This window comes from Pseudomonas sp. COW5 (genome assembly GCF_026240005.1).
Classification (GTDB): domain Bacteria; phylum Pseudomonadota; class Gammaproteobacteria; order Pseudomonadales; family Pseudomonadaceae; genus Aquipseudomonas; species Aquipseudomonas kribbensis.
Genome location: NZ_JAPHVP010000001.1, coordinates 2335297 through 2361815, shown reverse-complemented (window position 1 = coordinate 2361815; position 26519 = coordinate 2335297). Strand labels below are relative to the sequence as shown.

Annotated in this window: 24 protein-coding genes; 4 read left to right on the top strand and 20 right to left on the bottom strand. The window is 59.6% G+C overall.

Going from position 1 to position 26519, the window contains the following annotated elements; translation table 11 throughout:
• Positions 1–9: 9 nt before the first annotated feature.
• From OQ248_RS10670 to OQ248_RS10655, 4 genes are all read left to right on the top strand, one after another.
• Positions 10–708, top strand: a complete 699-nt coding sequence (locus tag OQ248_RS10670; protein WP_265812803.1) for an ABC transporter permease — start codon at positions 10–12, stop codon at positions 706–708.
• Between the two features lie 9 nt (positions 709–717).
• Positions 718–1830 (top strand): succinylglutamate desuccinylase/aspartoacylase family protein, encoded by a 1113-nt coding sequence (locus tag OQ248_RS10665; protein WP_265812802.1) that lies wholly within the window; start codon positions 718–720, stop codon positions 1828–1830.
• Between the two features lie 18 nt (positions 1831–1848).
• Positions 1849–2613 (top strand): ATP-binding cassette domain-containing protein, encoded by a 765-nt coding sequence (locus OQ248_RS10660; RefSeq protein WP_134828591.1) that lies wholly within the window; start codon positions 1849–1851, stop codon positions 2611–2613.
• 105 nt (positions 2614–2718) lie between these two features.
• Positions 2719–3627: a MurR/RpiR family transcriptional regulator gene (locus OQ248_RS10655; RefSeq protein ID WP_119426903.1), complete on the top strand. Its 909-nt coding sequence runs from the start codon at positions 2719–2721 to the stop codon at positions 3625–3627.
• A gap of 46 nt (positions 3628–3673) precedes the next feature.
• On the opposite strand, the gene OQ248_RS10650 is transcribed toward OQ248_RS10655, so the two are convergent.
• The 20 genes from OQ248_RS10650 to mnmE all read right to left on the bottom strand — a co-directional run bounded on the left by OQ248_RS10650 (position 3674) and on the right by mnmE (position 26464).
• Complete coding sequence (locus OQ248_RS10650; RefSeq protein ID WP_265812801.1) at positions 3674–5080, bottom strand: amino acid permease; 1407 nt, start codon at positions 5078–5080, stop codon at positions 3674–3676.
• 97 nt (positions 5081–5177) lie between these two features.
• The gene (gene hutH / locus OQ248_RS10645; RefSeq protein WP_265812800.1) at positions 5178–6710 is read right to left on the bottom strand and encodes a histidine ammonia-lyase; all 1533 of its coding nucleotides are present in this window, start codon (positions 6708–6710) and stop codon (positions 5178–5180) included.
• A 2-nt stretch (positions 6711–6712) separates the two neighbouring features.
• Positions 6713–8404 (bottom strand): urocanate hydratase, encoded by a 1692-nt coding sequence (gene hutU, locus OQ248_RS10640; protein ID WP_265812799.1) that lies wholly within the window; start codon positions 8402–8404, stop codon positions 6713–6715.
• A 404-nt stretch (positions 8405–8808) separates the two neighbouring features.
• A complete protein-coding gene (glmS, locus tag OQ248_RS10635) occupies positions 8809–10641 on the bottom strand; it encodes a glutamine--fructose-6-phosphate transaminase (isomerizing) (RefSeq protein ID WP_134828596.1) in 1833 nt (610 codons plus the stop codon).
• 2 nt (positions 10642–10643) lie between these two features.
• Positions 10644–11420, bottom strand: a complete 777-nt coding sequence (locus tag OQ248_RS10630; protein ID WP_119429875.1) for a DeoR family transcriptional regulator — start codon at positions 11418–11420, stop codon at positions 10644–10646.
• A gap of 132 nt (positions 11421–11552) precedes the next feature.
• Positions 11553–12920, bottom strand: coding sequence for a bifunctional UDP-N-acetylglucosamine diphosphorylase/glucosamine-1-phosphate N-acetyltransferase GlmU (gene glmU / locus OQ248_RS10625; RefSeq protein ID WP_085713101.1), 1368 nt, complete (start codon positions 12918–12920; stop codon positions 11553–11555).
• Positions 12921–13038: 118 nt separating this feature from the next.
• Positions 13039–13464 carry a F0F1 ATP synthase subunit epsilon gene (locus OQ248_RS10620; RefSeq protein WP_007954164.1) on the bottom strand — a complete coding sequence of 142 codons (426 nt, stop codon included), beginning with the start codon at positions 13462–13464 and terminating at the stop codon, positions 13039–13041.
• A gap of 45 nt (positions 13465–13509) precedes the next feature.
• The gene (gene atpD / locus OQ248_RS10615) at positions 13510–14886 is read right to left on the bottom strand and encodes a F0F1 ATP synthase subunit beta (RefSeq protein WP_007954162.1); all 1377 of its coding nucleotides are present in this window, start codon (positions 14884–14886) and stop codon (positions 13510–13512) included.
• A gap of 27 nt (positions 14887–14913) precedes the next feature.
• Positions 14914–15774 (bottom strand): F0F1 ATP synthase subunit gamma, encoded by an 861-nt coding sequence (gene atpG, locus OQ248_RS10610; RefSeq protein WP_008084419.1) that lies wholly within the window; start codon positions 15772–15774, stop codon positions 14914–14916.
• A 50-nt stretch (positions 15775–15824) separates the two neighbouring features.
• Positions 15825–17369: a F0F1 ATP synthase subunit alpha gene (atpA, locus tag OQ248_RS10605; protein WP_085606310.1), complete on the bottom strand. Its 1545-nt coding sequence runs from the start codon at positions 17367–17369 to the stop codon at positions 15825–15827.
• 21 nt (positions 17370–17390) lie between these two features.
• Complete coding sequence (locus tag OQ248_RS10600) at positions 17391–17927, bottom strand: F0F1 ATP synthase subunit delta (protein ID WP_007911956.1); 537 nt, start codon at positions 17925–17927, stop codon at positions 17391–17393.
• Between the two features lie 12 nt (positions 17928–17939).
• On the bottom strand, positions 17940–18410 hold the full coding sequence (locus OQ248_RS10595; protein ID WP_007954149.1) for a F0F1 ATP synthase subunit B: 471 nt from the start codon (positions 18408–18410) through the stop codon (positions 17940–17942).
• Positions 18411–18468: 58 nt separating this feature from the next.
• Positions 18469–18726, bottom strand: coding sequence for a F0F1 ATP synthase subunit C (gene atpE / locus OQ248_RS10590; RefSeq protein ID WP_003097235.1), 258 nt, complete (start codon positions 18724–18726; stop codon positions 18469–18471).
• 134 nt (positions 18727–18860) lie between these two features.
• Complete coding sequence (gene atpB, locus OQ248_RS10585) at positions 18861–19730, bottom strand: F0F1 ATP synthase subunit A (RefSeq protein ID WP_265812798.1); 870 nt, start codon at positions 19728–19730, stop codon at positions 18861–18863.
• 16 nt (positions 19731–19746) lie between these two features.
• A complete protein-coding gene (locus OQ248_RS10580) occupies positions 19747–20154 on the bottom strand; it encodes a F0F1 ATP synthase subunit I (protein ID WP_003229783.1) in 408 nt (135 codons plus the stop codon).
• Positions 20155–20302: 148 nt separating this feature from the next.
• On the bottom strand, positions 20303–21175 hold the full coding sequence (locus OQ248_RS10575) for a ParB/RepB/Spo0J family partition protein (RefSeq protein ID WP_085713100.1): 873 nt from the start codon (positions 21173–21175) through the stop codon (positions 20303–20305).
• Positions 21176–21184: 9 nt separating this feature from the next.
• Positions 21185–21982 (bottom strand): ParA family protein, encoded by a 798-nt coding sequence (locus tag OQ248_RS10570; RefSeq protein ID WP_085713099.1) that lies wholly within the window; start codon positions 21980–21982, stop codon positions 21185–21187.
• A gap of 18 nt (positions 21983–22000) precedes the next feature.
• Positions 22001–22645, bottom strand: a complete 645-nt coding sequence (gene rsmG / locus OQ248_RS10565) for a 16S rRNA (guanine(527)-N(7))-methyltransferase RsmG (protein WP_007911906.1) — start codon at positions 22643–22645, stop codon at positions 22001–22003.
• Positions 22642–24540: a tRNA uridine-5-carboxymethylaminomethyl(34) synthesis enzyme MnmG gene (gene mnmG / locus OQ248_RS10560; RefSeq protein ID WP_114886523.1), complete on the bottom strand. Its 1899-nt coding sequence runs from the start codon at positions 24538–24540 to the stop codon at positions 22642–22644. The genes rsmG and mnmG overlap by 4 nt, the downstream gene beginning before the upstream one ends.
• Positions 24541–25093: 553 nt before the next feature.
• The gene (gene mnmE, locus OQ248_RS10555; RefSeq protein WP_114886525.1) at positions 25094–26464 is read right to left on the bottom strand and encodes a tRNA uridine-5-carboxymethylaminomethyl(34) synthesis GTPase MnmE; all 1371 of its coding nucleotides are present in this window, start codon (positions 26462–26464) and stop codon (positions 25094–25096) included.
• Positions 26465–26519 lie beyond the last annotated feature (55 nt).

Genomic DNA, 26519 nt, shown 5'->3' with positions numbered 1-26519 from the left:
AACCTGCCGATGATTCTCGACTACAACCTGATCCGGGAAAACCTGCCGCTGTATCTCGACGGCGCCTTGTTGACCCTAAAAGTCCTGCTGATTTCCCTGAGCCTGGGGCTGGTGCTGGCGGTTCCGCTGGCGCTGATGCGGGTGTCGCGCTCGCCGTTGCTCAGTTTCCCGGCGTGGCTCTACACCTACGTGATTCGCGGCACGCCGATGCTGGTGCAGCTGTTCCTGATCTATTACGGCCTGGCGCAGTTCGAATCGGTGCGCCAAAGCGCGCTCTGGCCTTACCTCTCCAGCGCCACGTTCTGTGCCTGCCTGGCGTTCGCCATCAATACCAGCGCCTACAGCGCCGAGTTGCTGGCGGGCAGCCTGAAGTCCACGTCCCACGGCGAAATCGAAGCCGCCCGGGCGATGGGCATGTCCCGCCTGACCCTGTACCGCCGCATCCTGCTGCCGTCGGCCTTGCGCCGGGCACTGCCGCAGTACAGCAACGAAGTGTTGATGATGCTGCAGACCACCAGCCTGGCCTCGATCGTCACGCTGGTGGATATCACCGGCGCGGCGCGCACGGTGAGCTCGCGGTTCTATATGCCGTTCGAAGCGTTCATCACCGCCGGCCTCGTCTACCTCGCCCTGACTTTCATTCTCGTGCGCCTGTTCAAGCTGGCCGAACGCCGCTGGCTGGCCTACCTGGCACCGCGCAAGCACTAAGGAGCTGACATGGAAAAGATTCAATACCTGTTGCCGTGGAGCGCTTCGGGCACCGAACGGACACTGTCGGTGTTCCGGTTTGGCACCGGCTCGCGCAAGGCGTACATCCAGGCCTCCCTGCATGCCGACGAGCTGCCGGGGATGCGCGTGGCCGTCGAGCTCAAGCGCCGCCTCCAGGAACTGGAAGCACAGGGTCGCCTGAACGGGGTGATCGAACTGGTGCCGATGGCCAATCCGATCGGCATCGCCCAGATGTTCCAGGCTACCCATCAAGGTCGCTTCGAGTTCGCCAGCGGCAAGAACTTCAATCGCGACTTCCCGGAGCTGGCCGAAGCCGTGGCGCCATTGCTCAAAGGACGGTTGGGCGATGACGCCGAGGCCAACGTCGCGCTGATCCGCCGCGCCTTGATCGACACCCTCGCCGACATGCCGCCACCGACCTCGGAACTCGATGGCCTGCGTCGCCTGTTGCTGCAACATGCCTGCGACGCCGATGTGGTGCTCGACCTGCACTGCGATTTCGAATCGGTGATGTTACTCTACACCATGCCGCAACACTGGGGACGCCTGCATTCACTGGCTGCACGCCTGGGTGCCGAGGTCACGCTGCTGGCCGAAGACGCTGGCGGCAGTGCTTTCGACGAGGCTTGCGCGGTGCCGTGGCTGCGCCTGACCGAGCTGTTCCCGGAAGCCAGTATTCCGCTGGCGTGCGCAGCCACCACCATCGAATTGCGCGGCATGGCCGACACCGAACGCGAGCAATGTGCCGACAGCGCCCAGGCGATTCTCGGCTATCTGGCCGAGCAGGGATTGATCAGCGGTGAATGGCCGCCAGCACCGTCGAGTCGTTGCGAAGCGATGCCGTTCGCCGGCGCGCAGTACGCCTGTGCGCCGCATCCGGGCGTGGTCAGTTTCCTGCAACCGCTGGGGGCGCGGGTGAAGGTCGGCGATCCGCTGTTCGAAATCCATGACCCGCTCAACGACCGCCACAGCATCGTCCGCGCCTGCACCGACGGCGTGCTTTATGCCCGCGAACGCCTGCGTTTTGCCCAGCCCGGTCTGTGGCTGGCCAAGGTCGCCGGTTTCACCCCTATTCGCCAGGGCCGCTTGCTCAGCGACTGATGCCAGAGAGTTCAAATCATGTACAAACTTGAAATTCAGGACCTGCACAAAAGCTACGGCGCCCACCAGGTGCTCAAGGGCGTTTCCCTGCAGGCCCAGGCCGGCGACGTGATCAGCATCATCGGCTCCAGCGGGTCGGGCAAAAGCACCTTCCTGCGTTGCATCAACCTGCTGGAACAACCCAACGCCGGCAGCATCGTGCTCAATGGCGAACCACTGAAACTGGTGGCCAACAAACTCGGCGGGCTCAAGGCAGCCGAACCCCGGCAGTTGCAACGCATGCGCTCACGGCTGTCGATGGTGTTTCAGCATTTCAATCTGTGGTCGCACATGAGTGCTCTGGAAAACGTCATGGAAGCCCCGGTGCACGTGCTCGGCGTAGGCAAGAAAGAGGCCCGGGAAAAGGCCGAGCACTATTTGAACAAGGTCGGCGTGGCGCATCGCAAGGATGCCTGGCCCGCCCACATGTCGGGTGGCGAACAACAGCGTGTGGCGATTGCCCGCGCGCTGGCGATGGAACCGGAAGTGATGCTGTTCGACGAACCCACTTCGGCGCTCGATCCCGAGCTGGTGGGCGAAGTGCTCAAGGTCATGCAGGACCTTGCCCAGGAAGGCCGCACCATGGTGGTCGTGACCCACGAAATGGGCTTCGCCCGCGAGGTCTCAAACCAACTGGTGTTCCTGCACAAAGGGCGGGTCGAGGAGCGCGGAGATCCGCGAGAGGTGCTGGTCAATCCGCAGTCCGAACGCCTGCAGCAGTTCCTCGCCGGCAGCCTGAAGTAAGCCGGCGCGCGCGGCGTTGTCCTGCAACGGTTGGCTTCGGATACACTCCAGCCAACCTTGTCAGGCGCAGCCCTTCTCTCACTTTCAGGAACTGTTGATCCGGATATGCCCAGCTCATCGAAAGACACCACGGTCTACGCCGCACCGGTCATGCGCAAACTGGCGGAAATCGTTGCCGATCTGCCGCCGTCGCTGCGCAAGGTGGCTGACTTCATCCTGCGTCATCCACTGAAAGCCGCGACGCTGACGATCGAGGAAATGGCCCACGAAACATCGACCTCGCCGGCCGCCGTCAACCGACTGGCCAAGGCGATGGACCTCGGTGGCTACATGGGCATGAGGGCTGAACTGGTAGCGACGTTGCAGCAGATGGTGTCGCCGGTCGACAAGCTGCGCAATGAACTGGCCCATCGTCCGGGCGGAGCCTTTGGCCTGCATGAGCAGATCGAAAGCGCCAGCAGCAACCTGGCCACGGCGGCGACCAACAACCATGCCGAAGCCTTCGAAGCCTTCGTCACCCGGCTGACCACCGCGCGCAAGATCTACATCCTCGGGTTCGGCAACAGCGTCTACTTCGCCGGCCTCGCCGCCTCGACCCTGATGCCGTTCTGCGCCGACGCCACCGCCATCAGCATGGAGGGCGGCAACGAAAACGCTGCGTACCGACTGGCCGCGATCACCGATCAGGATGTGTTGCTGGCGATTTCCTTGCCGCGTTATTCCCTCGACACCCTGCAACTCGCCCGATTCGCCAACGAACGCGGCGCGTCGGTACTGGCCATCACCGACTCACCGGCCTCGCCGCTCACCGGCATTGCCGAGCATGTGTTGTTTGCGCCTTGCGATCACCCGGTGCTGACCAGCTCCAACGTGGCCATGCTGGCATTGATCGAGGGACTGGTAGCGGGCGTGATGGCGCGCAACAAGGAAGCGGTCAAACTGGCGACCGAGCTGACTGAAAGCGTGATGTCTTACCTGCACATCCCCAACGGCAGCAAATCGCCGAAGAAGTGATGCGTGAAAGGGACGCCGGCCGATCCCGGGCGCCCCTTCGATCAGATCAGGACTGAGAAACCGGCTGATCGCTGGTCACTCGCGCAGCCTGCCCGGCCGCCGGCTTGACCCACGTCAGATACGCCAGCACCAGCAACCCGATCCAGACCACGCCGACGATCAATGCCGCCTGGGTGTCCGGGAAGTAACCCAGCACGCCGAACACGAACAGCATGAAGGCAATCGCCGCCATGGGTGCGTACGGCCAGAACGGTACCGGGAATTTCAGTTGCGCCACCTGCTCGGCCGTCATGGAACGACGCATGGCCACCTGGGTGAACAGAATCATCAGCCAGACCCACACCGTGGCGAAGGTCGCGATGGAAGCGATCAGCAGGAACACGTTTTCCGGGATCAGGTAGTTCAGCAACACACCCAGCAACAGCGCGCAGCTCATCACGATCACGGTCAGCCACGGCACGCCATTGCGCGACAGACGCGCGAAGCCTTTCGGCGCATGCCCTTGCTGGGCCAGGCCGTACATCATCCGGCCTGCACCGAAGATGTCGCTGTTGATGGCCGACACCGCCGCCGAGATCACCACGATGTTCAGAATGGTGGCCGCCGAGCTGATGCCCAGATGGTCGAAGATCTGCACGAACGGGCTGCCCTGGCTGCCGATCTGCTGCCACGGGAAGATCGACATCAGCACCAGCATCGTCAGCACATAGAACAGCAGGATGCGCATCGGCACGGCGTTGATCGCCTTGGGCAATACACGGTGCGGGTCCTTGGCTTCACCGGCGGTCACACCGATGATTTCGATACCGCCAAAGGCAAACATCACCACCGCAAACGAGGCGATCAGGCCGCCCATGCCATTGGGCATGAAACCGCCCTGAGTCCACAGGTTGCTGATATCGGTGGCCTGACCGGGAGCGGTACTGATGCCGAACAGCATGATGCCGAAGCCGCCGAGGATCATCGCGACGATGGCCGCCACCTTGAGCAACGACAGCCAGAACTCCATTTCACCGAAGACTTTGACGTTGCACAGGTTCAGCCCGCCGACCACCGAAACGATGCCCAGAACCCAGATCCAGCGCGAGACTTCCGGAAACCAGAAGCCCATATAGATGCCGAACGCCGTCACGTCGGCCATGCCGACGATGACCATTTCGAACGCGTAGGTCCAACCGAGAATGAAGCCCGCCATGGGGCCGAGATAGGTGCTTGCGTACTGCCCGAACGAGCCGGCGACCGGGTTGTGCACCGCCATCTCGCCGAGGGCGCGCATGACCATGAACACCGCCGCACCACCGATCAGGTAAGCGAGCAGAACGGCGGGACCAGCCATCTGGATGGCTGAGGCAGAACCGTAGAACAGCCCGGTTCCGATCGCCGATCCCAGGGCCATGAAGCGAATGTGTCGGGCCGAGAGCCCGCGTTTCAAACCTTTTGCTGACTGCTGCATTTTTCGTCCTTATTTATTTTTATTCGACGCAAAAATCGAAACGCCAACAGGCCGGCCTCCACGCAGAGTGGAAGACAGCCTGTTGGCGATGAGGCACTTACAGACTCGGCAGCAGGTTCGCCGGCACCAGATCATTCAGCGTGCGCGACGCCAGCAGTTCGGTCGCCGCATTGATGTCCGGCGCAAAGAAGCGGTCCTTCTCGTAGAACGGCACTTCGCGACGCAGGATTCCCCGGGCCTTTTCCAGTTTGGTCGAGGTCTTCAGGCCGTTGCGCAGGTCCAGGCCCTGCACCGCCGCCAGCCATTCCACCGCCAGAATCCCGCGAGTGTTCTCGGCCATTTCCCACAGGCGCTTGCCGGCGGCCGGGGCCATCGATACGTGGTCTTCCTGGTTGGCGGAGGTCGGCAGACTGTCCACCGAATGCGGATGGGCCAGCGCCTTGTTCTCGCTGGCCAGTGCCGCAGCCGTCACTTGGGCAATCATGAAGCCGGAGTTCACGCCGCCATTGGCCACCAGGAACGGCGGCAGTTGCGACATGTGTTTGTCCATCATCAGCGAGATGCGGCGCTCGCTCAGGGAGCCGATTTCAGCGATGGCCAAGGCCATGTTGTCAGCAGCCATGGCCACTGGCTCGGCGTGGAAGTTGCCGCCGGAAATCACGTCGCCTTCGGCGGCGAATACCAATGGGTTGTCGGAAACGGCGTTGGCTTCGATCACCAGCACCTCGGCGGCCTGACGGAACTGGGTCAGGCACGCGCCCATGACCTGTGGCTGGCAGCGCAGCGAGTACGGATCCTGCACCTTTTCGCAGTTCTGGTGCGAGTCGGAGACTTCGCTGCGCTCGCCCAGCAGATCGCGGTAAGCGGCAGCGGTGTCGATCTGGCCTTTCTGGCCACGGGCGGCGTGGATGCGCGCGTCGAACGGCGAACGCGAACCCAATACCGCTTCAACTGTAAGACCACCCAGCGCCAGTGCACCGGCAAACAGGTCTTCACCTTCGAACAGACCACGCAGCGCAAATGCGGTGGAAACCTGAGTGCCGTTGAGCAGCGCCAGCCCCTCTTTCGCAGCCAGTGTCAGCGGGGTCAGACCGGCGACTTTCAACGCCTCGGTCGCTTCCATCCACTCGCCCTTGTAGCGCGCCTTGCCCTCGCCCAGCAGCACTAGCGACATATGCGCCAGCGGTGCCAGATCGCCGGATGCACCGACCGAACCTTTCAACGGAATGTGCGGATAAACCTCGGCATTGATCAGGGCGATCAGCGCATCGATCACCACACGGCGGATACCGGAGAAACCACGGCTCAGGCTGTTGACCTTGAGCACCATGATCAGACGCACCAGCTCATCGCTGATCGGCTGGCCGACGCCGGCGGCGTGGGACAGCACCAGCGAGCGCTGGAGGTTTTCCAGGTCTTCGCTGGCGATACGGGTCGAGGCCAGCAGGCCGAAACCGGTGTTGATGCCGTAGGCGGTGCGGTTCTCGGCGAGGATCTGCTCGACGCAGGCGACGCTGGCTTCGATCTGTGCAGCAGCGCTGTAGTCGAGGGTCAGTTTGACCGGGTTCTGGTAGACGTCACGCAGTTGGGCCAGGCTCAGTTGGCCAGGGATCAGGTTCAGTGCAGTCATGTTCAGGCTCCTTTAACCGAAGTAATCATTGGCAGGTTCAAGCCCTGCTCCTTGGCGCAGTCGATGGCGATCTGGTAACCGGCATCGGCGTGACGCATCACACCGGTGCCCGGGTCGTTGTGCAGCACGCGAGCGATACGCTCGGCTGCTTCGTCCGTACCGTCGCAGACGATCACCATGCCCGAGTGCTGCGAGAAGCCCATGCCGACGCCACCGCCATGGTGCAGGGAAACCCAGGTCGCGCCGCTCGCGGTGTTGAGCAAAGCGTTGAGCAGTGGCCAGTCGGAAACGGCATCCGAGCCATCCTGCATCGATTCGGTTTCACGGTTCGGGCTCGATACCGAGCCGGAGTCGAGGTGGTCGCGACCGATCACGATCGGCGCCGACAGCTCGCCGCGACGGACCATTTCGTTGAACGCCAGACCGAGCTTGGCGCGCTGGCCCAGACCGACCCAGCAGATACGCGCCGGCAGACCCTGGAAGCTGATGCGCTCGCGGGCCATGTCCAGCCAGTTGTGCAGGTGCGCGTCGTCCGGGATCAGTTCTTTGACCTTGGCGTCGGTCTTGTAGATGTCTTCAGCGTTGCCCGACAGCGCCGCCCAACGGAACGGGCCGATGCCACGGCAGAACAGCGGACGGATGTAGGCCGGGACGAAACCCGGGAAGTCGAAAGCGTTTTCCACGCCTTCTTCCTGAGCCATCTGACGGATGTTGTTGCCGTAGTCGAAGGTCGGGATGCCTTGCTTCTGGAAGGCGAGCATGGCTTTGACGTGCACCGCCATCGATTGCTTGGCAGCCTTGATCACAGCGGCCGGTTCGGTCTTGGCGCGGGCGCGGTATTCGTCCCAGGTCCAGCCGGCCGGCAGGTAGCCGTTGAGCGGATCGTGGGCGCTGGTCTGGTCGGTGACCATGTCCGGGCGCACGCCGCGACGGACCAGTTCCGGGAGGATTTCGGCGGCGTTGCCCAGCAGCGCGATGGAGATGGCCTTGCCTTCCTTGGTGTACTTCTCGATGCGCGCCAGGGCGTCGTCGAGGTCTTTGGCCTGCTCGTCGACGTAACGGCTTTTCAGGCGGAAATCGATGCTCACCTGCTGGCATTCAATGTTCAGCGAGCAGGCACCGGCCAAAGTTGCCGCCAGAGGTTGGGCGCCGCCCATGCCACCGAGGCCGGCGGTCAGGACCCAGCGGCCCTTGAGGTTGGAGTTGTAATGCTGGCGACCGGCCTCGACGAAGGTTTCGTAAGTGCCCTGGACGATGCCCTGGCTGCCGATGTAGATCCAGCTGCCGGCGGTCATCTGGCCGTACATGGCCAGGCCCTTGGCGTCGAGTTCGTTGAAGTGTTCCCAGGTCGCCCAGTGCGGCACCAGGTTGGAGTTGGCGATCAGTACGCGCGGCGCGTTGCTGTGGGTCTTGAACACGCCGACCGGCTTGCCGGACTGCACCAGCAGGGTTTCGTCGTCATTCAGGTTGGTCAGGCTTTCGACGATCTTGTCGTAGCACTCCCAGTTGCGCGCGGCGCGGCCGATACCGCCGTAGACCACCAGCTCTTTCGGGTTTTCGGCCACTTCCGGGTCGAGGTTGTTCATCAGCATGCGCAGCGGCGCTTCGGTCAGCCAGCTCTTGGCGGTCAGCTTGTTGCCGCGCGCGGCGCGGATTTCGACGTCACGGAATTTAGTAGTTTTTGCGTCAGTCACGAAAAAGACTCCTCAGCGATCAATTCAAACCAACCCTGGCGATGGGCAAGCGGCTTGTGCGCTTCAATGCGCGACAAGCGAATCAGTGGACGTGATGCTTGGTTTCTTTCAACTCGTATGCATACGTCTTTACTTGTACATACAAGCATATGCAATTGAACGGCCAACTTATGAAGAAGCTGTCCGACAAAACCAGCGAACATCGCTGAGGACACCGAAATCATGGGGCATCGAGTGATTGAATTTTTTTCGAAGGGGCGCTTTTTGAAAGCAGAGAGGCTGTTACAGGAGCGTGGCATTGCACCGCGCTGGGGTGTTCGGTAACAAAAAGTGGGAAACATCCCACAGCCTGGAGACTCAGTGAGTCTCCAGGCTGTGGTCGTCTATTGCGGCGTGTGGATAACTTATTCCACCGTCACCGACTTGGCCAGGTTGCGCGGCTGGTCCACGTCAGTGCCCTTGAGCACAGCAACGTAGTACGACAGCAATTGCAGCGGTATGGTGTAGAGGATCGGCGACAGGATGTCGTGGATGTGCGGCATCTGTACCACGTGGGTGCCTTCACCGTTGGTCATCCCGGCCTTCTCATCAGCGAACACGATCAGTTCGCCGCCACGGGCACGGACTTCCTGCAGGTTGGACTTGAGCTTCTCCAGCAGTTCGTTGTTCGGCGCAACGGTGACCACCGGCATGTCGTTATCCACAAGCGCCAGCGGGCCATGCTTCAGTTCGCCGGCAGGATAGGCTTCGGCGTGGATATACGAGATTTCCTTGAGTTTCAGGGCCCCTTCCATCGCGACCGGGTATTGCGCGCCACGCCCGAGGAACAGGGTGTGGTTCTTGTCGGCGAACAGTTCGGCGATCTTTTCCACGGTGCTGTCCATGGCCAGCGCTTCGCCCAGACGGGTCGGCAGGCGACGCAGTTCTTCGACCAGCGTGGCTTCAACGTCTTTGCCCAGCGTGCCGCGCACTTGGCCCAGAGACAGAGTCAGCAACAGCAGGCCAACCAGTTGCGTGGTGAACGCCTTGGTCGAGGCCACGCCAATTTCGCGACCGGCCTGGGTCAGCAGGGTCAGGTCGGATTCGCGCACCAGCGAACTGATGCCGACGTTGCAGATCGCCAGGCTGCCGAGGAAACCCAGCTCCTTGGCGTTGCGCAGCGCGGCCAGGGTGTCGGCGGTTTCGCCGGACTGGGAAATGGTGACGAACAGCGTGTCCGGCTGTACCACAACCTTGCGGTAGCGGAACTCACTGGCGACTTCGACCTGGCACGGAATCCCGGCCAGCTCTTCGAGCCAGTAACGGGCAACCATGCCGGCGTGATAACTGGTGCCGCAGGCGACGATCTGTACGTTGCGCACTTTGGCGAACAGTTCGGCAGCTTGCGGGCCGAATGCCTGCACCAGCACCTGGTTCGGGCTGAGGCGACCTTCCAGAGTGCGTTGCACCACGGACGGCTGCTCGTGGATTTCCTTGAGCATGTAGTGGCGGAACTCGCCCTTGTCGGCGGCTTCGGCACCGTCGGTGTACTGCACGGTCTGGCGCTCGACGGCTTTGCCGGTCACGTCCCAGATCTGCACCTTGTCACGCTGGATTTCGGCGATATCGCCCTCTTCCAGGTACATGAAACGGTCAGTGACCTGACGCAGGGCCAACTGGTCGGAAGCCAGGAAGTTCTCGCCCAGACCCAGGCCGATCACCAGCGGACTGCCGCTGCGGGCAGCGACCAGACGATCCGGTTGCAGCGCGTGGATGACCGCCAGACCGTAGGCGCCATGCAGATCCTTGACCGTTGCCTTCAGGGCGTCGGTCAAGTCCGGCAGTGCCTTGAGTTTTTCGGTCAGCAGGTGGGCGATGACTTCGGTGTCGGTGTCGGAAGAGAACACGTAACCCTGGGCCTTGAGCTGTTCGCGTAGCGCTTCATGGTTTTCGATGATGCCGTTGTGCACCACTGCGACATTGCCGGAGAAATGCGGGTGAGCATTACGTTCGCTCGGCGCACCGTGGGTTGCCCAACGGGTGTGGGCAATACCGAGACGGCCAACCAGCGGGTGTTCCGCCAGGGCCGCGTCCAGTTCGCTGACCTTGCCCACACGACGGGTGCGCTCCAGCGTGCCGTCATTGGTGTACACCGCGACACCGGCACTGTCATAACCCCGGTATTCGAGGCGCTTGAGACCTTCGACCAGGATGGCGGTGATATTACGTTCAGCTACCGCGCCGACAATTCCACACATGCTTATTTCTCCTGACTGACCGTCGCGCAAATCAAATTGATACCGCGAGCCTGAATCTGATCCCGTGCCTCCTGCGGCAGGCGATCATCGGTGATTAGGGTATGGACGCTGCTCCATGGCAGCTCCAGGTTTGGAATCTTGCGGCCGATCTTGTCGGCCTCGACCATCACGATCACTTCCCGCGCCACTTCCGCCATTACCCGGCTCAAACCGAGCAGCTCATTGAAGGTGGTGGTTCCACGCACCAGATCGATGCCGTCGGCACCGATAAACAACTGATCGAAGTCGTAAGAGCGTAGTACCTGCTCGGCGACCTGGCCCTGAAAGGATTCCGAATGGGGATCCCAGGTGCCGCCGGTCATGAGCAGGACAGGTTCATGTTCGAGTTCGCTCAGGGCATTGGCGACGTGCAGCGAGTTGGTCATCACCACCAGCCCCGGTTGCTGGCCGAGTTCGGGGATCATCGCGGCGGTGGTGCTGCCGCTGTCGATGATGATGCGGGCGTGCTCGCGAATACGTGTCACCGCCGCGCGAGCAACGGCCTGCTTGTACTTGGAAACGTTCTGACTGACATCGGCCACCAGTTCCTGGGGCATGGTGATCGCTCCGCCATAACGGCGCAGCAGCAGACCATGGCTTTCCAGCGCGGCCAGATCCTTGCGAATCGTAACTTCCGAGGTTTCGAAACGCTTGGCGAGCTCGTCAACACTGACTTCGCCCTGCTCGTTGAGCAAGGCCAGTATGTTGTGGCGACGTTGGGGTGTATTGCGTTTCGACATGGCTTGATAAGTTTCGATTCGAAAGATAACGGAAGCAATCAAAACCTATCGACGCAAAGTCGTCAAGCCGGGGATGAAAAAAAATCGCTGCCCAAGGGCAGCGATCCTTTTGATTGAAGCGCTGTGGATAACTCAGCTCTTCTTGATCTTCTCCGGCCGCTTCCAGCCATCGATGTTCTTCTGCCGCGCGCGACCGACGGCCAGTTGGGCGTTATCCACATTCTGAGTGATGGTCGAACCGGCTGCGGTAGTTGCACCGGCGGAGATATCCACAGGCGCCACCAGCGAGTTGTTGGAGCCGATGAACACGTCTTCGCCCAACACGGTTTTCCACTTGTTGGCGCCATCGTAGTTGCAGGTGATGGTGCCGGCGCCGATGTTGGTGCGGGCACCGATCTCGGCATCGCCCAGATAAGTCAGGTGTCCGGCCTTGGCGCCTTCGCCCATACGGGCATTTTTCAGTTCGACGAAGTTACCCACATGGGCGCGAGCTTCCAGCACGGTGCCTGGACGCAGGCGTGCAAACGGGCCGGCATCGCTGCCTTCACCGAGCACTGCACCTTCAATATGACTGTTGGCCTTGATCACCACACCCTTGCGCAGGGTGCTGTCCTTGATCACGCAGTTCGGGCCGATCACCACGTCGTCTTCGATGACGACCTTGCCTTCGAGAATGACGTTGATGTCGATCAGCACATCGCGACCAACGGTCACTTCACCACGCACATCAAAGCGGGCCGGATCACGCAGAGTCACGCCCTGCGCCATCAAGCGACGGCCTGCGCGCAACTGATAGTGGCGCTCCAGCTCGGACAGTTGCTTGCGATCGTTGGCGCCCTGCACTTCCATCGGATCGTGGGGCTGCTCGGTCGCAACCACCAGGCCATCACCGACCGCCATTTCGATCACGTCGGTCAGGTAATACTCACCTTGGGCGTTGTTGTTCGACAGGCGGCTCATCCAGTCAGCCAGATGACTGGCAGGCACGGCGAGAATGCCGGTATTGCCTTCGGTGATCGCGCGTTGTGCTTCGCTGGCGTCCTTGTGCTCGACAATGGCCGCGACCTTGCCGCTTGCATCACGCACGATGCGGCCGTAGCCGGTCGGGTCGTCCAGCTCGACAGTGAGCAGTCCCATCTGGCCGGGCACGACGTGCTTGAGCAGGCGCTGCAGGGTTTCAACTTCGATCAGCGGCACGTCACCGTAGAGAATCAGCACGGTGTCGGCGGTAATGAACGGAACAGCCTGGGCGGTGGCGTGACCGGTACCCAATTGCTTGTCCTGCAACACGAAATTGAGATCATCGGCGGCCAGGCGCTCGCGCACGACATCGGCGCCATGACCGATGACCACGTGAATGCGCTGTGGATCGAGTTGACGGGCACTGTGGATAACATGGCCGAGCATGGAGTTGCCGGCTACCGGGTGCAGCACTTTCGGCAATGCCGAACGCATGCGGGTGCCTTGGCCGGCCGCGAGGATAACGATTTCAAGAGACATGACTGGCTACCAATCCTGGGTGGTCAGCAACTGCGACCGGGTTTGTAGAATTCTGAAAAGAAAAAAGGGTAGCCGAGGCTACCCTTTTTTATCAATCGCACAACAAGTGGCTGACGGATTAACCGCCAAACTTCTTGCGGATCTGCTGGACGGTGCGCAGCTGAGCTGCAGCCTCGGCCAGACGTGCGGACGCAGCTCCGTAGTCGAAATCTGCGCTCTTCTCATGCAGAGCAGCTTCGGCAGCCTTGAGAGCTGCCTGAGCCTGAGCTTCATCCAGGTCGGCGGCACGTTGCACGGTATCGGCAAGCACCTTGACCATGTTCGGCTGAACCTCGAGGAAACCACCGGAGATGTAGAACACCTCGGCTTCCCCGCCTTGCTTGATCAGGCGGATCGGACCCGGCTTGAGATTCGTGATCAGCGGCGCGTGACCCAGAGCGATACCAAGATCACCCAGAGCACCGTGCGCAATCACCATCTCGACCAGGCCGGAAAAGATTTCTCCTTCCGCGCTGACGATATCGCAATGGACTGTCATAGCCATCTGATTGCCTCAACCTAAATGAGCGCCCGTTGCCGGGCGCCGGGATTACAGTTTCTTGGCTTTCTCGATCGCTTCTTCGATGCCGCCGACCATGTAGAACGCTTGTTCTGGCAGGTGGTCGTAGTCACCGTTGAGGATGCCTTTGAAGCCAGCAATGGTGTCTTTCAGGGAAACGTATTTACCCGAAGCACCGGTGAAGACTTCAGCCACGAAGAACGGCTGCGACAAGAAGCGCTGGATCTTACGAGCACGGTTTACCAACTGCTTGTCGGCTTCCGACAGCTCGTCCATACCCAGGATCGCGATGATGTCCTTCAGCTCTTTGTAACGCTGCAACACGTACTGAACGCCGCGAGCGGTCTCGTAGTGATCGTTGCCGATCACGTTCGGGTCCAGCTGACGCGAAGTCGAGTCCAGTGGGTCTACCGCCGGGTAGATACCCAGGGAAGCGATGTCACGGGACAGAACGACGGTGGCGTCCAGGTGAGCAAACGTGGTCGCTGGCGACGGGTCAGTCAAGTCGTCCGCTGGTACGTATACGGCCTGGATCGAAGTAATCGAACCTTGCTTGGTCGAAGTGATGCGCTCTTGCAGCACGCCCATCTCTTCAGCCAGGGTCGGCTGGTAACCTACTGCCGAAGGCATACGGCCCAGCAGTGCGGATACTTCGGTACCGGCCAGGGTGTAACGATAGATGTTGTCGACGAACAGCAGAACGTCGTTACCTTCGTCACGGAACTTCTCGGCCATGGTCAGACCGGTCAGCGCTACGCGCAGACGGTTTCCTGGTGGCTCGTTCATCTGACCGTAGACCAGCGCTACCTTGTCGAGAACGTTGGAGTCCTTCATCTCGTGGTAGAAGTCGTTACCCTCACGAGTACGCTCACCCACACCGGCGAACACGGAATAACCGCTGTGCTCGATGGCGATGTTACGGATCAGCTCCATCATGTTTACGGTCTTGCCTACACCGGCACCACCGAACAGACCGACTTTACCGCCCTTGGCGAACGGGCAAACCAGGTCGATAACCTTGATGCCGGTTTCCAGCAGCTCGTTGCCGCCAGCTTGTTCCGCGAAGGAAGGAGCGGCGCGGTGGATACCCCAGCGCTCTTCTTCGCCGATCGGGCCAGCTTCGTCGATCGGGTTGCCCAGTACGTCCATGATCCGGCCCAGAGTCGCTTTACCGACCGGTACGGAGATGGCTGCGCCAGTGTTGTTGACGTCCAGACCGCGCTTCAAGCCTTCGGTGGAGCCCATCGCAATGGTACGAACCACGCCGTCGCCCAGCTGCTGCTGAACTTCCAGAGTGGTTTCGGCGCCTTGAACCTTCAAGGCGTCGTAGATGCTCGGTACGCTGTCGCGTGGAAATTCCACGTCGATAACGGCGCCGATGATTTGAACGATACGTCCGCTACTCATAGCTGGATCCTCTGAATATTTGAACCGTTAAACCGCGGCAGCGCCGCCGACGATTTCCGAGATCTCTTGGGTGATCGCAGCCTGACGCGCCTTGTTGTAGATCAGCTGCAAATCGCTGATCAAATCACCGGCGTTGTCGGTAGCGTTCTTCATCGCGATCATCCGCGCAGCTTGTTCGGCCGCGTTGTTCTCGACCACCGCCTGGTACACCTGCGACTCCACGTAACGCACCATCAAGCCGTCAAGCAGCTCTTTGGCGTCTGGTTCGTAGAGGTAGTCCCAGTGGTGCTTGAGATCCTGATCCGGGGTCGCTACCAGTGGAATCAACTGCTCCACGGTAGGCTGTTGCGTCATGGTGTTGATGAACTTGTTGGATACCACGGAAAGGCGGTCAATACGGCCGTCCAGATAGGCATCCAGCATCACCTTGACGCTGCCGATCAGATCATTGATCGACGGCTCTTCACCCAGGTGGCTGATAGCTGCAACGACGTTACCGCCGAAGTTGCGGAAAAAGGCCGCACCCTTGCTACCAACGACACACAGATCAATCTCGACGCCGTTTTCGCGGTTTACCGCCATGTCCTTGACCAGGGCCTTGAACAGGTTGGTGTTCAAGCCGCCGCACAGACCACGGTCACTGCTCACCACGACATAACCAACGCGCTTGATGGCGCGGTCGATCATGAACGGATGGCGGTATTCCGGGTTGGCGTTGGCCAGATGCCCAATTACCTGGCGGATACGCTCCGCATAAGGACGGCTAGCAGCCATGCGCATTTGTGCCTTGCGCATTTTGCTGACCGCCACTTTTTCCATGGCGCTGGTAATTTTTTGCGTGCTTTTGATGCTCGCAATCTTACTGCGAATCTCTTTTGCGCCTGCCATGTAACACCTATCAGGTTAGCAAGCGGGAGCCTTGCGGCTCCCGCTGCGGCTTACCAGGTTTGGGTGGCCTTGAACTTCTCGATACCAGCCTTCAGGCCAGCGTCGATTTCGTCATTGAAGTCACCTTTAACGTTGATCTTCGCCATCAAGTCGGCGTGATCGCGGTTGAAGAAAGCAATCAGCGCTTGTTCGAAGCTGCCGATCTTGGCGATTTCAATGTCAGTCAGGAACCCACGCTCAGCGGCATACAGCGACAGCGCCATGTCAGCGATCGACATAGGTGCGTATTGCTTCTGCTTCATCAGCTCGGTAACGCGCTGACCATGCTCAAGTTGCTTGCGGGTCGCTTCGTCCAGGTCAGAAGCGAACTGGGCGAATGCCGCCAGTTCACGGTACTGAGCCAGAGCGGTACGGATACCACCGGACAGCTTCTTGATGATCTTGGTCTGAGCGGCACCACCCACACGGGATACCGAAACACCGGCGTTCACTGCAGGGCGGATGCCCGAGTTGAACATGGCCGATTCCAGGAAGATCTGACCGTCGGTGATGGAAATCACGTTGGTCGGAACGAACGCGGAAACGTCGCCAGCCTGGGTTTCGATGATCGGCAGTGCGGTCAGGGAACCGGTTTTGCCGGTCACTGCGCCGTTGGTGAACTTCTCTACGTACTCTTCCGAAACGCGGGATGCGCGCTCCAGCAGACGGGAGTGGAGATAGAACACGTCGCCTGGGTAAGCTTCACGGCCTGGTGGACGGCGCAGCAGCAGGGAAATCTGGCGGTAAGCCACTGCTTGCTTGGACAGATCGTCATAAACGATCAGCGCGTCTTCACCGCGGTCGCGGAAGAATTCACCCATGGTGCAACCGGAGTACGGAGCCAGGAACTGCAGTGCTGCAGATTCCGAGGCGCTCGCTGCAACGATGATGGTGTTAGCCAGTGCACCGTTTTCTTCCAGCTTGCGAACCACGTTGGCGATGGTCGATTGCTTCTGACCGATTGCCACGTAGACGCAGAAAATGCCGCTGTCTTTCTGATTGATGATCGCGTCGATCGCCAGAGCGGTCTTACCGATCTGACGGTCACCGATGATCAGCTCACGCTGGCCACGGCCGACAGGGATCATGGCATCGACAGCCTTGTAGCCAGTCTGTACAGGCTGGTCTACCGACTTACGCCAGATCACGCCCGGAGCAACTTTCTCGACCGCGTCGGTCTCGGTGTTGCCCAGTGGACCTTTGCCGTCAACAGGGTTACCCAGTGCGTCGACAACGCGACCCAGCAGTTCCTTACCAACCGGAACTTCGAGGATGCGGCCGGTGCACTTGGCGCTCATGCCTTCAGCCAGAGTCGTGTATGCGCCCAGTACAACGGCACCTACGGAGTCTTGCTCCAGGTTGAGGGCCATACCGTAGACGCCGCCCGGAAACTCGATCATCTCGCCGTACATGACGTCGGCCAGACCGTGAATCCGCACGATACCGTCAGATACGCTGACGACAGTGCCTTCGTTACGGGCTTGGGAGGTCACATCGAGTTTTTCGATGCGGCCCTTGATAATTTCACTTATTTCGGAAGGATTGAGTTGCTGCATTGCTCTGCTGCCCCTTCAAACTCAAGATTTCAATGCTTCGGCAAGTTTCGCGATTTTGCCGCGAATCGAGCCATCGATAACCAGGTCGCCGGCGCGGATAACGACACCACCTATAAGGGCAGCATCCTCCGCAACTTGCAGGCGCACTTCCCGGTTGAGTCGTGCACTGAGAACCTTGGCGAGTTTGTCTTGCTGTTCTTGGTTCAATGCGAAAGCACTGGTCACTTCAACATCTACCGATTTCTCTTGTTCGGCCTTGTACAGGTCGAAAAGAGCAGCGATCTCCGGCAGAAGCGGGAGACGGTCGTTTTCGGCAACGACATTGATGAAGTTCTGTGCCTTGGCATCAAACTTGTCGCCGCACACGTCAATGAACGTGGCGGCCTTTTCTGCGCTCGTCAGTCGCGGGGCCTTGAGCACGCGCTGCATGGTGTCGTCTTGCGACACCGCTGCAGCCAGGCCGAGCATGGCTGACCAATTGGCCAGTTGCTGGTGGGCCTGAGCGTGCTCGAAGGCCGCCTTAGCGTAAGGTCGGGCCAACGTGGTCAGTTCTGCCATGATCGCCCTCGCTTAGATTTCAGCAGCCAGTTGGTTAACCAGCTCTGCGTGCGCGTTTTGATCGATTGTGGCACCCAGGATCTTCTCGGCGCCGCCGACAGCCAGCAAGCCCACTTGGGCGCGCAGCTTGTCTTTGACACTGTTCAGTTCCTGTTCGATCTCGGCTTGAGCCTGAACCTTCACACGGTCAGCGTCGACACGGGCCTTTTCAACGGCCTCTTCGACAATCTGGTTACCGCGTTTCTTGGCTTGCTCGATGATTTCAGCTGCCTGAGCTTTCGCTTCGCGCAGTTGCTGACCCGCTTTCTCTTGGGCCAACTCCAGGTCGCGAGCTGCACGGCTGGCAGCGTCCAGACCATCAGCGATCTTCTTTTGACGTTCGTGCAGAGCTGCGATGACCGGAGGCCATACGAACTTCATGCAGAACAGTACAAAAATCAGGAACGCAACGGACTGGCCAATCAGGGTCGCATTAATGTTCACGCCAACACCTCGCAGTTACGTTGTCCATCACACCAAATCACTCGGAAAATCCGAATGATTAGCCAGCGATTTGACCAACGAACGGGTTCGCAAAGGTGAAGAACAGAGCGATACCAACACCGATCATGGTTACGGCGTCGAGCAGACCGGCAACGATGAACATTTTAACTTGCAGCATTGGAACCATTTCTGGCTGACGCGCTGCGCCTTCCAGGAACTTGCCGCCCAGCAGGCCGAAACCAATTGCGGTACCCAGTGCGCCCAGGCCGATCAACAGTGCAACAGCGATAGCGGTTAGACCAACTACAGTTTCCATCTTTCCTCCCGACTTTTACGTCGTATGGTTTAGGTTTTTTAGATTAAAGCGGTAAAACAAATCGTTTCATGGTGCCCCGTGAGGAGCCCCTCCCCGTTTTACCGGGAAGGACATCAGACTGGTCGAGACCGGTCTTAATGGTTTTCTTCGTGCGCCATCGACAGGTAGACGATGGTCAGCATCATGAAGATGAACGCCTGCAGGGTGATGATCAGGATGTGGAACACAGCCCACGCCCACTGCAGGACAACGCCCAGGCCGCTCAGCCAGAGCAGGCCGCTGCCGAACATCACAGCGATCAGGATGAACACCAGCTCGCCGGCATACATGTTGCCGAACAGACGCAGAGCCAGAGAGATCGGTTTGGCGATCAGGGTCACGAATTCCAGCAGGAAGTTCACCGGGATCAGCAGGGCCTGAACGAAGATGTTCTTGCTGCCGAACGGGTGCAGGGTCAGCTCGCCGATGAAGCCGCCGAGGCCCTTGACCTTGATGCTATAGAAAATGATCAGTGCGAAAACCGAGAACGCCATGCCCAGGGTCGCGTTCGGGTCGGTAGTCGACACGGCACGGAACGGGATGTGGTGGTCACCGGAGATCAGGATGGCCAGCTGAGGAATCCAGTCGACCGGTACCAGGTCGACGGCGTTCATCAGGAACACCCAGACGAAGATGGTCAGTGCCAGCGGTGCGATCACCGGGCTACGGCCATGGAAGCTGTCTTTCACGCTGCCATCGACGAATTCGACCAGGACTTCAACGAAGTTCTGCAGTGCACCTGGCTGAGCGGAAGTCGCCTTCTTGGCCGCCATGCGGAAAAGAATGACGAAAATCAGACCCAGTGCGACCGACCAGCCGAGGGTATCGACGTGGAAAGCCCAGAAGCCCATTTCCTTGGCTTCTGCTGCGGTGTGGGCAAAGCCCCAGCCGCCGTTGGGTAGCTGACCGAAGGTCAGGTTCTGCAAGTGGTGCTGGATATAGCCCGAAGCGGTTGTTTCTGCCATGGTTGCCTCAAACGCCCTAAGGTCTCGAAAGTCTTGTTCTCATCAGCAGGGGAGCGAACCAGCTGACCGACTGAGTCAGCACGAAGGCGCCGAATACAGCGATCGGCGCCAGTGGCTTCACACCTGCAAACACCAGTGCAAACAGCACTGCCGTCAAAATCAGTTTGCCTGCCTCGCCGGCATAGAAAGACCGGACGATGGACTGGGCTGCTCGGGCGCCGGAAAACCGAAATGCCTTGTGAGCGAAATAAACATTGGGCAGCAAGGCTATCAGGCCTCCGCAAAGTCCCGAGTATCCGGCAACGACTCCATGCCATTGCCAGAGCGCCAAAGCGGCAATGAGCAAAATGACAAATTGAGCCATCAACACCGGAAAAACCGCCAGGCGATGGAACGGCAGGCGGTTTGGCTTGCGGGTTTCCATCACTATTGCTCTCCAATGGTCGGCTGCCGAAATTCAATAACTTGGCATAATTTGTGCCGACAAAATGCGCGCAGAGTATAGGGGCGGTTCTGCCCCTATTCAACTGTCAGGTAGTGATTTCCGACTGCGCGCTACAAGAGGAATTGTTTCAGCGGATGTGTGCAAGCACACCCTGAAGCTCATCGAGGGAGTTGTAACCGATCACCAACTGACCCTTTCCCTTCTTGCCGTGGCGGATCTGCACCGCAGAGCCTAGGCGCTCGGCCAGACGCTGCTCGAGTCGGGCGATATCCGGGTCCGGTTTTGCAGGTTCGACAGGCTCGGGTTTGCCACTCAGCCACTGGCGAACCAGTGCCTCAGTCTGGCGCACGGTGAGGCCGCGTGCGACAACATGTCGCGCCCCTTCCACCTGCTGATTGTCCGGCAGACCGAGCAATGCACGGGCATGGCCCATTTCCAGGTCGCCGTGGGACAGCATGGTCTTGATGACTTCCGGCAATGCAATCAGGCGCAACAGGTTGGCCACCGTAACGCGGGACTTACCCACAGCCTCGGCGACCTGTTGCTGGGTGAGCTGGAATTCCTGCTGCAAGCGCTGCAGGGCCACCGCTTCCTCGATCGGGTTCAGGTCTTCGCGCTGGATGTTCTCGATCAGCGCAATGGCGATCGCCGTTTCATCCGGCACATCACGGACCATGGCCGGAATGGTTTCCTGCCCGGCCTGCTGGCTTGCGCGCCAACGGCGCTCACCGGCGATGATTTCAAAGCGACCGCCACCAATCGGGCGAACCACGATCGGCTGCATCACGCCTTGAGTCTTGATCGACTGCGCCAGTTCTTCCAGCGCCTGCGGATCCATGTCCCGGCGCGGCTGATACTTGCCGCGCTGCAGCAAGTCCAGCGGCAGGTGCTGCAACTCACGGCTGTCAGCCTGCGCCGCCTGTTCTTCCAGCGAGCTGACAGTCGGACCGCTCAGCAGTGCATCCAGTCCTCGTCCGAGACCTCGTTTCTTGACGGCCATGGGGATTCCTTAAGTTGGCTGGGCAGCGGCGATGCGTGAATTTTTGCGCTGACGGCGAACCATCTCGCCCGCCAGGGCCAGATAGGCCAGCGCGCCACGCGATTGCTTGTCGTAGGCCAGCGCCGGCATGCCGTAGCTCGGGGCTTCGGCCAGACGGATGTTGCGCGGGATGACGGTGTCGTACAGCTGATCGCCGAAGTGTTCCTTGAGCTGGGCCGATACGTCGTTCATCAGGCTCAGGCGCGGGTCATACATGGTCCGTAGCAGGCCTTCGACTTTCAGGTTCGGGTTCAGCAGTTCGGCGATACGCTTGATGTTATCCACAAGGTCGCTCAAACCTTCGAGCGCAAAGTACTCGCACTGCATGGGGATAATGACCCCGTCAGCCGCGACCAGTGCGTTCAATGTGAGCATCGACAGCGACGGCGGGCAGTCGATCAGAATGTAATCGTAGTTTTCCCGGATCGGCGCCAGCGCGCTGCGCAGACGGCTTTCCTTCATCTGCATTTCCAGCAGCACCACTTCGGCCGCCGTCAGATCCCGGTTGGCCGGCAGCAGTTGATAACCGCCGTGTTCCGAAAAGTGCATGGCCTGGGCCAGATCGCATTCACCGATCAGCAGGTCGTAGACCGAGTTTTCCAGGCCATGTTTATCCACACCGCTACCCATGGTGGCGTTGCCCTGTGGATCGAGATCGATCAACAGCACCCGGCGCTTGGTCGCGACCAGGGATGCTGCGAGGTTGATGCAGGTGGTGGTCTTGCCCACACCACCCTTCTGGTTCGCTATCGCGAATACCTTAGCCATTCTTGCTTGTGTTCCCAATCATGCCGTGCGGCGCAGTATCAGCAGATGGCGTTGGCCTTGGCAACCGGGTACGGCCAGGGCGTGTTCGCTATCGAGTTTGAAGTCTGCCGGCAATGCTACCAGCTCATCGGCCGGATGGACGCCCTTCATTGCCAGCCAGCGCGTATCGGCGTCGCCGAGGTGGCGAGTCCAGTTGGTGAAGTTCTCCATGCTGCTGAATGCCCGGGAAATGATCCCGTTGAATGGCTGTGCAGGCTGGAACGCTTCGACGCGACTGTGGATAACTTGCAGGTTGTCCAGCTTGAGTTCGAGTTTGACCTGGGTCAGGAAGCGGGTTTTCTTGCCGTTGCTGTCCAGGCAGGTCACTTGCGAGTCCGGATACAGGATCGCCAAAGGGATCCCCGGCATGCCACCGCCGCTGCCGACGTCCAGCCAGCGGCCGTTTTCGATGAACGACATCACGCTGAGGCTATCGAGCAAGTGACGGGAAACCATTTCGTCCGGATCGCGAACGGCAGTCAGGTTGTAGGCCTGGTTCCATTTGATCAACAGGGCCAGATAACCCAGCAACAATTCGTGCTGGGTTTCAGTGAGGTTGACACCGAGCTCGCGGGCTCCTGTGGATAACTCTTCGGCGTGTTGCGAAGTGACCTTAGAACTCAAGCGCTTTGCTCCAACTGACGGCCCGCGCCGCGTTTTTTCAAATGAATCATCAACAGCGAAATCGCTGCCGGGGTCACACCCGGGATCCGCGAAGCCTGGCCCAGCGTCTCGGGACGAGTCGCGCCAAGTTTGCTCTGGATCTCCTTGGAGAGACCGGAAATGTTGGTGTAATCGATATCCACAGGCAGTTTCGTGTCTTCGCTTGCACGCAGACGGGCGATTTCGTCCTGTTGACGGTCGATGTAACCGGCGTATTTGGTCTTGATCTCGACCTGCTCGGCGACCTGTGGATCTTCGGCGCCCTGCCCGGTCACTTCGACCAGACCAGCGTAGTCGATTTCCGGACGGCTCAAGAGATTGAGCAGGTTGTATTCGTGAGTCAGCGGCGTACCGAATTTTTCAGCAATCGCATCACCCTGCTGGGTGCCCGGGCGAACCCAGGTACTTTTCAGACGCTGCTCTTCCAGCTCGATGTTTTCGCGCTTCTTGCAGAACGCCGCCCAACGCGCGTCATCGACCAGACCCAGTTCGCGACCTTTTTCGGTCAGACGCAGGTCGGCGTTGTCCTCACGCAGGATCAGGCGGTACTCGGCACGGGACGTGAACATGCGGTACGGCTCTTGGGTGCCGAGTGTGATCAGGTCGTCGACCAATACCCCGATGTACGCTTCATCGCGACGCGGACACCAGGCTTCTTTGCCTTTTGCGCGCAATGCGGCGTTCGCGCCGGCCAGCAAACCCTGGGCGCCGGCTTCTTCGTAACCGGTGGTGCCGTTGATCTGGCCGGCGAAGAACAGACCGCCGATCACTTTGGTTTCCAGGCTGTACTTCAGGTCACGCGGGTCGAAGTAGTCATACTCGATGGCATAACCCGGACGCACGATGTGCGCGTTTTCCATGCCGCGAATCGATTGCACGATCTGCAATTGCACGTCGAACGGCAGGCTTGTGGATATCCCGTTCGGATACAGCTCATGGGTGGTCAGGCCTTCCGGCTCGATGAACACCTGATGGCTTTCCTTGTCGGCAAAGCGGTGGATCTTGTCTTCGATCGACGGGCAATAACGCGGGCCGATGCCTTCGATCTCGCCGGCTGCGGAATACATCGGCGAACGATCAAGGTTCGCGGCGATGATTTCGTGGGTACGGGCGTTTGTGTGGGTAATCCAGCAACTGACTTGCCGCGGATGTTGTTCCTTGTTGCCCATGAACGACATCACCGGGATCGGCGTATCGCCTGGCTGCTCGGTCATCACCGAGAAATCCACAGACTTGCCGTCGATACGCGGTGGCGTACCGGTTTTCAGGCGACCGACACGCAGCGGCAGTTCACGCAGACGGTGCGCCAGGGCGATCGACGGCGGATCACCGGCGCGCCCGCCGGAAAAATTCTGCAAACCGATGTGGATAAGTCCGCCCAGGAAGGTACCAGTGGTCAACACCACGGAATCAGCGAAGAAACGCAGACCCATTTGCGTGACAACACCGCGTACTTGTTCCTGCTCGACGATCAGATCGTCGGCGGCTTGTTGAAATATCCACAGGTTCGGCTGGTTTTCCAGGATTTCGCGGACAGCGGCCTTGTAAAGAATCCGGTCGGCTTGTGCACGGGTTGCACGTACGGCCGGGCCTTTACGGCTGTTCAACACGCGAAACTGGATGCCACCCAGGTCGGTAGCGATGGCCATCGCGCCGCCGAGGGCGTCGATTTCCTTGACCAGATGGCTTTTGCCGATGCCGCCGATGGCCGGGTTGCAACTCATGGCACCGAGGGTTTCCACGTTATGCGTCAGCAGAAGGGTTTTTGCACCCATGCGTGCTGAGGCCAGTGCTGCCTCGGTACCGGCATGACCGCCGCCGATGACGATCACTTCAAAACGGGAAGGGAAATCCACCACGCACCTCGTGCCTGCTTAAGTAGGTAATTCAGGAATAGTTTGAGATCAGGTTTCTGAACCTGGTCGACAAGTATAGGGACTTCGCCCTTCCTAAAGAACCCTTTGCACAAAATTTAACCAGCTGTGGAGAACTAGCGGTTAAAAGAATAAAAAAGAGAGAAATTTATAAAACCTTTGTTTTAAAGCTTATTCTTACTGCCTATGATTTCTGTGGATAGATTGCTACAGGCCTTTATTTTCAATATGTACAGAGATTCAAAACCCTGTGGCCATGTAGCAATGAGGCCCTTGGATAACCGGTGTAAGCCTGTGGATGAATGGGGCCGTTATCCACAGAGGCAGTTATGTTCAGTTTTCATGCCCTGTTATCAACTGCCCTCAGCGGCAGTTATTCACAGGGCTTAATCCACAGAAATCGGATGAATGAGCATGCAGCGGACAGGGGAAATCCGCTCAGGGAGAAGGAATCAGCCCGGCACTGGTAGGAAAGGAATGCGGAGAGGAGAAACAGACAGGTCGCGAATGGACCTGCCTGTGGACAGCGGAAGGGTTATTTGCCGATGCAGAAGCTGGAAAAGATCCGCCCGAGGAGATCATCGGAGCTGAACGCCCCGGTAATTTCCCCGAGAGACTGCTGAGCCTGGCGCAGATCTTCGGCCAACAGTTCGCCAGCCCCTGCCAGAGTCAGCTGTGCACGGCCGTGTTCCAGAGCCGCGCTGGCATGACGCAACGCTTCCAGGTGGCGACGGCGTGCGCTGAAGCTGCTTTCCGAGGTCTGCTCGTAACCCATGCAGGCCTTCAGGTGATCGCGAAGCAGGTCCAGACCTTCGCCGGCAGCCTTGGCACTCAGGCTGATGGTGACGTGGCCATCGTCGCTGACTTCCAGGGCAATTGCTTCACCGGTGAGATCCGCTTTATTGCGAATCAGGGTGACCTTTGCCGGATCTGGTCGGGTTTCAAGGAATTCAGGCCATAACGCGAACGGATCTGCAGCTTCCGGCGCCGTGGCATCGACCACCAACAGCACCCGATCGGCTTCGCCAATGGCTTTCAACGCACGTTCGACGCCGATTTTTTCCACATGGTCGTCGGTATCACGCAAACCGGCGGTGTCTACGACATGCAGCGGCATGCCATCGATGTGGATATGTTCGCGCAGGATATCCCGGGTCGTGCCGGCGATTTCCGTCACGATGGCGGCTTCTCGCCCGGCCAGTGCATTCAACAGGCTGGATTTGCCGGCATTCGGACGACCGGCAATCACCACCGTCATGCCATCACGCAGCAGCGCACCCTGCCCGGCTTCACGTAGTACGGTGGATAACTCGTCGCGTACCTTGTCGAGCATGCTCAATACATGGCCATCGGCGAGGAAGTCGATCTCTTCTTCCGGGAAATCGATGGCTGCCTCAACGTAAATCCTCAGACCGATCAGTTGTTCGGTGAGGTTATGCACACGTTGGGAAAACGCGCCCTGCAAGGAACGCAAGGCATTGCGTGCAGCCTGTGCAGAACTGGCTTCGATCAAGTCGGCAATGGCCTCGGCCTGCGCCAGGTCGAGTTTGTCATTGAGGAAGGCGCGTTCGCTGAACTCACCCGGCCGGGCCAGTCGACAACCCAGTTCCAGACAACGCTTGAGCAACATGTCGAGGACGATCGGGCCGCCGTGGCCCTGCAGTTCCAGCACATCTTCACCGGTGAACGAGTTCGGCCCGGGGAAATACAGCGCCAGACCTTCATCGAGCACCTGTTGATCGTCACTGAAGAAGGGCCCGTAGTGGGCAAAACGCGGTTTCAGTTCGCGGCCGCTGATGGCCTTGGCCGCCACGCTGGCCAGCGGCCCGGAAATTCGAACGATGCCCACGCCGCCACGACCCTGAGCTGTGGCGACGGCTGCGATGGTTTCACGAGGTGCGCTCATAAACCGGTATCCAGACAAAAATGACAGATAGCAAAACGCCCCACTAGGGGGCGTT

Bases quoted from the DNA above. Each gene is read 5' to 3' on its own strand.
- hutH (WP_265812800.1), bottom strand. From the start codon at position 6,710: ATGACTGCACTGAACCTGATCCCTGGCCAACTGAGCCTGGCCCAACTG.
- atpB (WP_265812798.1), bottom strand. From the start codon at position 19,730: ATGGCAGAAACAACCGCTTCGGGCTATATCCAGCACCACTTGCAGAAC.
- mnmE (WP_114886525.1), bottom strand. From the start codon at position 26,464: ATGAGCGCACCTCGTGAAACCATCGCAGCCGTCGCCACAGCTCAGGGT.
- glmS (WP_134828596.1), bottom strand. From the start codon at position 10,641: ATGTGTGGAATTGTCGGCGCGGTAGCTGAACGTAATATCACCGCCATC.
- OQ248_RS10665 (WP_265812802.1), top strand. From the start codon at position 718: ATGGAAAAGATTCAATACCTGTTGCCGTGGAGCGCTTCGGGCACCGAA.
- atpG (WP_008084419.1), bottom strand. From the start codon at position 15,774: ATGGCAGGCGCAAAAGAGATTCGCAGTAAGATTGCGAGCATCAAAAGC.
- OQ248_RS10570 (WP_085713099.1), bottom strand. From the start codon at position 21,982: ATGGCTAAGGTATTCGCGATAGCGAACCAGAAGGGTGGTGTGGGCAAG.
- atpD (WP_007954162.1), bottom strand. From the start codon at position 14,886: ATGAGTAGCGGACGTATCGTTCAAATCATCGGCGCCGTTATCGACGTG.
- OQ248_RS10655 (WP_119426903.1), top strand. From the start codon at position 2,719: ATGCCCAGCTCATCGAAAGACACCACGGTCTACGCCGCACCGGTCATG.
- OQ248_RS10575 (WP_085713100.1), bottom strand. From the start codon at position 21,175: ATGGCCGTCAAGAAACGAGGTCTCGGACGAGGACTGGATGCACTGCTG.
- atpE (WP_003097235.1), bottom strand. From the start codon at position 18,726: ATGGAAACTGTAGTTGGTCTAACCGCTATCGCTGTTGCACTGTTGATC.
- OQ248_RS10630 (WP_119429875.1), bottom strand. From the start codon at position 11,420: ATGTCGAAACGCAATACACCCCAACGTCGCCACAACATACTGGCCTTG.
- OQ248_RS10620 (WP_007954164.1), bottom strand. From the start codon at position 13,464: ATGGCTATGACAGTCCATTGCGATATCGTCAGCGCGGAAGGAGAAATC.
- OQ248_RS10670 (WP_265812803.1), top strand. From the start codon at position 10: ATGATTCTCGACTACAACCTGATCCGGGAAAACCTGCCGCTGTATCTC.
- atpA (WP_085606310.1), bottom strand. From the start codon at position 17,369: ATGCAGCAACTCAATCCTTCCGAAATAAGTGAAATTATCAAGGGCCGC.
- glmU (WP_085713101.1), bottom strand. From the start codon at position 12,920: ATGTCTCTTGAAATCGTTATCCTCGCGGCCGGCCAAGGCACCCGCATG.
- OQ248_RS10600 (WP_007911956.1), bottom strand. From the start codon at position 17,927: ATGGCAGAACTGACCACGTTGGCCCGACCTTACGCTAAGGCGGCCTTC.
- OQ248_RS10650 (WP_265812801.1), bottom strand. From the start codon at position 5,080: ATGCAGCAGTCAGCAAAAGGTTTGAAACGCGGGCTCTCGGCCCGACAC.
- OQ248_RS10580 (WP_003229783.1), bottom strand. From the start codon at position 20,154: ATGGAAACCCGCAAGCCAAACCGCCTGCCGTTCCATCGCCTGGCGGTT.
- OQ248_RS10660 (WP_134828591.1), top strand. From the start codon at position 1,849: ATGTACAAACTTGAAATTCAGGACCTGCACAAAAGCTACGGCGCCCAC.